General features: G+C 58.8%; 7 protein-coding genes and 1 tRNA gene. 4 read left to right on the top strand and 4 right to left on the bottom strand.

Annotation, left to right across the window (positions count from 1 at the left end):
• Nucleotides 1–339 (bottom strand): MFS transporter (locus ACT3UA_RS09265; RefSeq protein WP_444616074.1); only part of this gene is annotated, 339 nt, incomplete at its 3' end.
• A gap of 589 nt (nucleotides 340–928) precedes the next feature.
• On the opposite strand from ACT3UA_RS09265, the gene ACT3UA_RS09260 reads away from it, so the two are divergent.
• Together ACT3UA_RS09260 and ACT3UA_RS09255 are read left to right on the top strand one after the other, a co-directional pair.
• Nucleotides 929–1,963, top strand: a complete 1,035-nt coding sequence (locus tag ACT3UA_RS09260; RefSeq protein WP_444616072.1) for a DMT family transporter — start codon at nucleotides 929–931, stop codon at nucleotides 1,961–1,963.
• A 92-nt stretch (nucleotides 1,964–2,055) separates the two neighbouring features.
• A complete protein-coding gene (locus ACT3UA_RS09255) occupies nucleotides 2,056–2,280 on the top strand; it encodes a hypothetical protein (protein ID WP_096287392.1) in 225 nt (74 codons plus the stop codon).
• On the opposite strand, the gene ACT3UA_RS09250 is transcribed toward ACT3UA_RS09255, so the two are convergent.
• The 3 genes from ACT3UA_RS09250 to ACT3UA_RS09240 form a co-directional block, all read right to left on the bottom strand.
• A tRNA-Asn gene (locus ACT3UA_RS09250) sits at nucleotides 2,251–2,326 on the bottom strand. The two genes, ACT3UA_RS09255 and ACT3UA_RS09250, sit on opposite strands and share 30 nt — an antisense overlap.
• Before the next feature lie 124 nt (nucleotides 2,327–2,450).
• Complete coding sequence (locus tag ACT3UA_RS09245) at nucleotides 2,451–3,536, bottom strand: glycosyltransferase family 4 protein (protein WP_096287394.1); 1,086 nt, start codon at nucleotides 3,534–3,536, stop codon at nucleotides 2,451–2,453.
• A 53-nt stretch (nucleotides 3,537–3,589) separates the two neighbouring features.
• On the bottom strand, nucleotides 3,590–4,858 hold the full coding sequence (locus ACT3UA_RS09240) for an MFS transporter (protein WP_096287396.1): 1,269 nt from the start codon (nucleotides 4,856–4,858) through the stop codon (nucleotides 3,590–3,592).
• A gap of 382 nt (nucleotides 4,859–5,240) precedes the next feature.
• On the opposite strand from ACT3UA_RS09240, the gene ACT3UA_RS09235 reads away from it, so the two are divergent.
• Nucleotides 5,241–6,698: a pyridoxal phosphate-dependent decarboxylase family protein gene (locus tag ACT3UA_RS09235; protein ID WP_444616069.1), complete on the top strand. Its 1,458-nt coding sequence runs from the start codon at nucleotides 5,241–5,243 to the stop codon at nucleotides 6,696–6,698.
• Nucleotides 6,695–8,050 carry a lysine N(6)-hydroxylase/L-ornithine N(5)-oxygenase family protein gene (locus ACT3UA_RS09230; RefSeq protein WP_444616067.1) on the top strand — a complete coding sequence of 452 codons (1,356 nt, stop codon included), beginning with the start codon at nucleotides 6,695–6,697 and terminating at the stop codon, nucleotides 8,048–8,050. Before ACT3UA_RS09235 ends, ACT3UA_RS09230 begins: the two co-directional genes overlap by 4 nt.
• Nucleotides 8,051–8,052 lie beyond the last annotated feature (2 nt).

The following is an 8,052-nucleotide window of genomic DNA, read 5'->3' as shown; positions in this document are numbered from 1 at the left end:
GAGCAGAGTCAGCGCCGCCGGCGCGATCAGGGCAGATCCGGCACCCTGAACGGCGCGGCCTGCGATCTCAAGCCCAATGCTGGTGGCTGCTCCAGCCATCAGCGATCCTGCGATCAATACGAGCCAGCCCAACACAAAGATCTTCCGCGCTCCGAAGGCATCCGCAAGACGACCCCCAAGTAAGAGCAAGCCGCCGAATGCCACTACGTAGGCGTTGAATACCCATGATAGGGACTCCGGGGTGAAACCGAGATCTCGTTGCATGTCGGGCAGGGCGACGCCAATGATCGAAGTGTCCATGATGACTACGAACTGGGCCGTGGCGATCAGTGCCATCATGACAGCTCAGCCGAACCATCGCTTTGCTGGCGATGGTGGTGGGTGGACAGACATGTGAGCTCCTCCTGAAAGATTCCAGGATATATCCGGTATGGATACAATCTATACCCATAGGGGGTATGGGTATAAGGTATACCCATAGGGGGGTATATCTGTCAATTAAGCACACCGAGACGTCATCACGACCGGTCATACGGCAGGAGAAAGGCCCGATGGCTGACCTCAAATGACAGCTAACGCTCTTCATAGGGCAAACAACATCGAATTTCCGGAAACCTCACCCAAGGAGACCTAATGAGAGAGTCCACAGAACTCTTCGGCGCATCTAATTTGCTGACGAAACGCATTGAGACCGTTGGCTTCGATTGGCACCAAGCCGAACACTCCGTTGCGAATCGGCTGGACGCAGCTGGAATCAGTGGCACGAACGCCAATATTGATCGGGACATGCCGCGTGACACGGCCGTGCGGTGGCGCCAAGGAGAACGACGGCGAATCAGCAACTTACTCCAGTCAGGGAGCGCGTGGTACGGATCCTCCGCGCATTTCCAGTTGTTCCAAGATCTGAAGCGAAAGGTCGCGATTTAGCATGACTGACGCACATCGACCGGACATTTCGAAAACTTACAACCAAAGGCCAAGGCGACGCGCGCGAGTTGCCCTGTCCGGCCGAGTACGAGTAACCGGCGCCCTACTGCTAGTTGGCCTGCTCTGGGGAAGTTTGTTCCCCTTGATTGCCATTGCCGCTCCGGCATTCGGAGCCGTCGGAACGACCCATGGTCGCTTCATCGTCGCAGCGTTGGCGCTTACGCTTATGACTGCTGCCAGCAAAGCAACTTGGCACGCAGTCGGCCGGCGGTTCCCTGCATTCCTACTGTTAGCGGCCCTTAATGTCGCGGCTCCACTCACGCTTGTCGCAACGGCAATCGTTGGACTCAACGCGTCGATGGCGTCGATCTTGAACGCCACAACACCAATGTTCACGGTATTCGTTGCCGCTTTCTGGCTTAGGCAAAGGGTCACTCGACGCCAGATGGTAGGTGTCATAACTGGCATTGTCGGTGTATCGATGCTCGTGGGAGGAGCTCCGTTGCAGGTCGATAGCCGCGCACTGGTGGCGGTTGGAGCCTCCTTGACAGCGGCTCTGCTATACGCTGTGGGCGGCGTCTACGCCCGAAAGTCATTTCTCGGCACTCCTCCCATGACACTCGCCCTCGGCCAGCAACTTGCCGCTGCAACACTTCTGGTCCCACTTACCGCCATCGCACCCCCGATTGGCCCAATCACTGGCGGTCCGCTAATTGCCGTCCTTGCGCTGGGCCTCGGAGCTACCGCCGCGGGCTATTTGGTCTATTTCTGGGTTATTCGCCAAGCTGGGCCGGTGACTGCATCGACCGTTGCGCTTCTGGTTCCCATTTCGGCCTCCACCATAGGCGTGCTGTGGCTGGACGAGCCCGTGACCTTCGGACTCATTGGCGGACTTTTCATCATTCTTGCCGGAGTTGGCCTGCTCCTGGAGCGTCCGTCTGCGCGCCCTCGCGTGGATACAGTTGCAAATATCAATGATACGAACGAAAACAGACGTGGCAAGAACCACCATGAAACACGTGAGCGTCGGAAGTGAAGGACCCTCTTGCATCAATTGGTTTCGTGACCGCCGACCCTACTCGTTTTCGCGGAAAATAACTCCTTCTCCAACTAGGCCAGTGAGGAAGCTTGTTCCTGATTGACGCCGACGGCTGCGCCCAGCAACCCAACGCAATTTTTGAGACCGTCGTGGCGCGTAATAGTTCTGTAAACGCACAGGCATTGACCCACCAGAAGGACCATTCGCGTGCCCGGGTGCCGAACAACGGATCGATACTAAAAAACACCCCGTATTCATCTGAAGATGAATACGGGGTGTTCACCTGGCTCCTCCAACTGGACTTGAACCAGTAACCCTTCGATTAACAGTCGAATGCTCTGCCAATTGAGCTATGGAGGAAAGCTACGAGAACTACTTTAGCACTAGCCAAGTACTGTTTTGAAATCAGGGATTCAACTCGCGCGCAAGGCATGCAGCTACCCGACCCGAGAGTCGGCGATTCCTTTCAAATCCAAGTCGAAACCTATTTTGGCGAACGGCGCGAGTTCTCAATCGCGTACTGCGCCAGTTCAACTAATTGCCGGGCCGAGGCATCCCACGAATATTGGCCGGCACGAACAAGCGAACGGTCCGCATATTCTCTCCAGACATCCCGGTCCGAGAGCTTCTGCACCTGTTGCGCGAAGGCTTCCGCGCTATCGGGGTCCGCAAAAAGGGCCGCATCTTGGGCCACTTCTCGGAAGATCGGCATGTCGGTGACTACCACCGGAGTGCCCGCACTCATCGCTTCCACCAGCGGAAGCCCATATCCTTCTTCACGCGACAGGGTCACCAAGGCGGTGCACGAAGCCAGCAAGCGGGCATACTCTTCGTCGCTCACTCCCCCATGGAATACCACCTTGGCGTTGTGCGGAATTTCAGCTTCCAACTCGGCGCGACGCTGCTGGCTGATGCCGCTGAGCAGGTGCAACTCGTAATCGGGCAGCAGCCGCATGGCCCGGATCAACGTCTCGACGTTTTTATATTCCATAAATGATCCCATGTAGAGCAGCGTGTTCTTCGCGGTCGCTCGCAGATCGCGGCTTGCGCTCTCGCGCGACGGAGCATTGGATACCAAGCCGATATGTCGCTTAGTGAGCCTGTGCTTGCGCATCAGATCCGCGGTGGTTTGTGAAACGGTAGCTACCGCGTCGGCACGGTTCAGCAGAATTCGTTGCGGGAAGTAGACCTGGTGGAACAGGAACCAGCCCCAGCGGATGGGCGCGGGCAAGAATTTCGGGGCATGCGGGTGCGCATAGTAAATCAGGTCGTGCAGGGTGAGAATGACCGGGAATTTTCGCCCCAGCGTGCCCATGGTCTGCATCGGGGAGAACACCGCATCTGGCTGCAGCTTATTGATCTGCAGGGCCACCAACGGTTCAAGGACGCTCGTGGGGGCAGAAATCTTGAGGTACGGAACATCTGGCAGCAGGTCCAGCTGCCGCAGATCGTTGATCAGCATCGTCACGTCGGCGATCTTGGCCGTTGCTTCGATGAGTCCCGCGGTATAGCGGCTGATTCCGTCGTGATGGGTGACCCGGGTGTAGCGGGCATCGATGACGAGTTTCACGAGCGTGGAAGCCTTCGTTTGGGGAGCTGGTTTTCCAAGCTTATCGTTTAAGGTCACCGAGTCTGGCCTGCGCTCAAAAGTGCCTTTCGGGGGCGCACCACGAGGTATCCGATGAGCCCGGCGGCAACGGCCAGCGGCCACAGCCCCAGCGCAGCCGGAATGCCGAAGGCCGAACCGATGACGCCGCCGGCGAGGCTTCCCAACGGTATCGCGCCAAAAGTGAACAATCGGCGAGCGCTGCTCACCCTGCCCAAAAGCTGCTCGGGCGTGATGTCTGCAACCCACGCCGAGACGGCGATGTTGAAAACGATCACCACGATCCCCCATGCCACTGCCTGCACGCCGAGCAGAATCATGGAAACTACTGGTGCGGTGAATGCGGCGATAAAAACCATGGTGGCCAAGAAAAATTGACTGAGCAACGTCGCCGTCGTCAGCCGAGCCGTTGAAAACCGGACGGCAATGCGCGTGGCCAGCGCGGCACCTAGCAGCCCACCGGCACCGCCCAGTCCGGCAAAAATACCAAATCCCTGGGCACCGAATCCTAGGTAATTCACGATGAACAGCGCTTCTACCGCGGAGCCTAGCGCGAGCCCGAAGTTTGAGCACATGACCGCAATGGTGACCGCAATCAGGGTCCGGTTTGTACGCAGGTATTTCAGCCCGGATAGCCAGTGAGTATCGTGTTTTGCTTCCTTGCCTCCGGGACCTTGACTTCCATGCGAATCTGGCTTGCGTGGGAGCCTGACCAGATAGGCGAGGCCCAGGGCCAGCATGGCCAGGACCACGGCGACCGCCAGAAGTGTTGACGCTCCGAAGATGACGAAGCCGGTGCCCGCGGCAACAGGGATGATAATCGCCAGCGACTGATCCGCGGCGGTGAGTTTAGCGATCAGCCGACTCATCGAGGTTGCGCGTCTCGCGCCGGTGTTCGTATGCAATTGCGGGACGGCCGAGACCTGCGCAGTCTCTGCTACGACATTGCAGACGCCCAGTAGCGTGACCAGCAGGAATCCGTACCCGATACTCAGGGTTCCGGTGAAGGTCAGCAGCAAGAGGCAACCGGCCAGCGCGAGCTTGGCGGCAAGCCCAATGCGCAGCAACCGCAGAGGCCGGTAACGGTCAACCAGATACCCGATGGGAATCGTGGCGACGAGGAACGCGACGGAACCCAACGTGTTGAGCAGCCCCATTTGCCAGGCGCTAGCACCAAGGGTGGTGACAAAGATGAGGTCCACGGTGAAGTCTGCCAGGCTTCTGCCGGCTGCGTCGCTGGTATTTGATAAAAGGAAACGTCGCTCACCACGCAAAGTCGTTTCCATTACGCTCCATGATAATTGTCAGATACGTCACACCGGGACCCCATGTCAACGCTACCTCATTCCGAACCGAGCCGACCAGCATTTCTCCTTGTCGACCGGCAATCTTCCGTGCTTAAGCGGCGAAATCTGGCGAGAATCCCATCTTCGCCTCGAGCTCAAAATTCACTGCCATTTCGATCCCTTGGGCGCCTTCAGATGGTTCCCACCGGATCGTCATATCCACAAAGGGCTTGCAATACGTTACTTAGTTGTGATGTTAATAGTTCGCGGTTAGGGAAGACTAACCAAATACTTAATTCACCATGTGAGGAGTATCCGTGGGAACCTCTCTTGAGACCCTGCACATCCCCCCCTGTTTGACTCGCAGCTTTTTGATGACTCATTGCTGTGCTCGGGCACCTTAGATCGCTATGAGTCCGAGGCCCGAGAGGCACTGCTGCGGGTCACCGATCAGCTGGCCGCCGTCGAGTCACCCACCACAGGCCCCTATCCAGAGGATCTGCGAGGGCTGGTCGATGCCATCGACCTCGACTCACCGCTTGGGAGCAACGCCGAGTCTTTTGACGAGCTGAAAAAGATCTACCTGCGTGACGCCGTCTATTTCCATCACCCGAAGTACGCCGCGCATCTCAATTGCCCGGTGGCAATTCCTGCCGTGGCCGCCGAAGCGTTCGTCACCAGCCTGAACACCTCAATGGATACTTTTGACCAGAGCGCCGGGGCCACGCTCATTGAACGTCGCCTCACCGCGTGGACCGCGCAGCTCATCGGATTCCCGCAACTCGCCGCGGATGGCATTTTCACCTCCGGTGGCACCCAGTCCAATCTGCAAGCCATGTTGATAGCCCGCAACGCCGCGGTGTCGAAAACCTCCGGACCGTTGCCTCAGCGGCTGCAGAACCTGCGCATCTACACCTCACAAGACGCTCACTTCAGCATCTCAAACGCAGCCATGATGCTGGGGCTGGGCCATGAAGCGGCGGTCGGCATCGAAACCGACGGCCACCACCGAATGGATGCCGGCAAGTTACGCGAGCAGATTGCCCACGATCTCAACCGTGGGCTGGTTCCGATGGCGATCTCCGCGACCGCCGGGACCACCGACTTCGGTGCCATCGATCCTTTGGGTCCCATAGCCGCCCTGGCCAATGAAGTCGGTGCTTGGTTCCACGTCGACGCCGCATATGGCGGCGGACTGCTGCTTTCGTCCTCGCACCGCGAACGGCTGTCGGGCATTGAGCTTGCAGACTCGGTGACCGTGGACTTCCACAAGTCCTTCTTCCAGCCAATCGGTTCCAGCGCGCTGATCCTGCACGAGGCAGATTCCTTCGAATCCATTGCCCACTACGCCGAATACCTGAATCCGAAGTCCCAAGCCCAGCAGACCCCCAACCAGGTCGACAAGTCGTTGCAGACCACTCGGCGCTTTGATGCGCTGAAGCTTTGGGTCACCCTCCGCACACTCGGAGCGGTGCGTCTGGGTACCATGTTCGACCGGGTGATCGAACTCGCCGAATCCCTCGAGGCCGAGGTCTCCCTCCGGCCACAGCTGGAGCTGGCGGCCCCGGTGCAGCTGAGCACCTTGGTCTTCAGCTTCAAAGCACCCGGCAACCACCTGGATTGCTCCGAAATGAATGAACTGACCAACCAGATTCGCCAGCGGCTCTACCGCACCGGCGAAGCGATGATCGCAGCCACCACCGTGGACGGCCGGCGGATGCTCAAGCTGACCTTGCTGAACCCGAATACCACCATGGAAGACCTGACCGAAATACTCGACGCAATTTGCCGCGTCGGCAATGACTTGCTGCTCGAACGCTTAGAAGGAGCCCGCGCATGAACCGTGGATTAGCCCAGGAGCACTTTGATGTGATCGCCATTGGCGCTGGCCCCTTCAATCTAGGGTTCGCCGCCCTCACCGACCCGCTACCGGAGTTGACGGTCGCGGTGCTCGAGGCCAGCGACAACTTCGTGTGGCACCCGGGCATGATGCTGGACGGCGCGCACCTGCAAGTGCCCTTCATGGCAGATCTTGTCACGCTCGCAGATCCCACCAACAAGTTTTCCTTCCTGAACTATCTGAAGGAAAAGGAGCGAATCTACCCGTTCTACATCCGCGAAAACTTCTACGCGCTGCGCAAGGAATACAGCGACTATCTCGCGTGGGCTGCGCAGCTGCTGCCCAGTGTCCGCTTCGGCCATCGGGTGCTTTCCGCCGAATATGCGGACGGCGCCTACCAGCTTTCGGTGCTCACCGATCGAGGTCTGACCCATTTCAGCGCGGACAAGCTGGTGCTCGGCACCGGTTCCCAGCCCTATCTCCCGGAGTTTGTCGACGAGCAGTTGCTGTCCACGAGCTCGGTGACCCATTCCTCCGAGTACCTGCATTCACGGCAGAGCATCATTGAGCCCAAGGCCGAGCAGAGGCCCAAGGTCGTCACGGTGCTGGGCAGTGGACAGAGCGCCGCGGAGGTCTTCCTTGACCTGCTGCGCAGCCTGCCGGAACACGACCATTTGGTATGGGCGACACGCTCCGAGCGTTTCTTCCCGCTGGAGTATACGAAGCTGACCTTGGAAATGACTTCCCCAGAATATATCGACCACTTCCACGCCCTGCCGATCACGGAACGCGACGCTCTGTCCAAGGCGCAAAAAGGCCTGTACAAGGGCATCAATGCCGACCTGATCGATGAAATACATGAAGAGCTCTACCAGCGCAGCGTGGCTTCTCCGGCCCCCGTTCACCTGCGCACAGGATGCGCCGCGACAGCCGTGGCCCCGCAGGACGGGGCGATCCAGGTCGAGTTGCACCACGAACGGGAAAAGGAGAAGCTCGCGTTCCTCACCGACGCGCTGGTGCTCGCCACCGGCTACCGCAACGGCACACCAGACTTCCTCGAAGGCCTCGAAGACCGAATCACCCGACTGCCCGACGGCCGCCTGGACGTGGACCGCAACTACTCGATAGGCACGAACCACGACATCTTCGTGCAAAACGCTGAACTGCACACGCACGGATTCACCGCCCCGGATCTAGGCATGGGCGCCTACAGAAATTCGGTACTTATCAACCGCATTGCCGGGCGCGAGGTCTACCGGGTCGAGGACCGCATCGCCTTCCAGCGGTTCGGTGCCGCCTCGCTGGAGAACTTGCCAACTTGCCAACCGCAGCCAATCTCGGCCCAAGACTAGGA

This window comes from Glutamicibacter sp. 363 (genome assembly GCF_052379505.1).
Taxonomy (GTDB): Bacteria; Actinomycetota; Actinomycetes; order Actinomycetales; family Micrococcaceae; genus Glutamicibacter.
Note: the sequence above shows the minus strand (reverse complement) of the source record. Positions and strands in the feature narration are given on the sequence as shown.

Excerpts from the sequence above, each read along its gene's own strand:
- ACT3UA_RS09260 (WP_444616072.1), top strand. The coding sequence starts at position 929 with ATGACTGACGCACATCGACCGGACATTTCGAAAACTTACAACCAAAGG.
- ACT3UA_RS09240 (WP_096287396.1), bottom strand. The coding sequence starts at position 4,858 with ATGGAAACGACTTTGCGTGGTGAGCGACGTTTCCTTTTATCAAATACC.
- ACT3UA_RS09230 (WP_444616067.1), top strand. The coding sequence starts at position 6,695 with ATGAACCGTGGATTAGCCCAGGAGCACTTTGATGTGATCGCCATTGGC.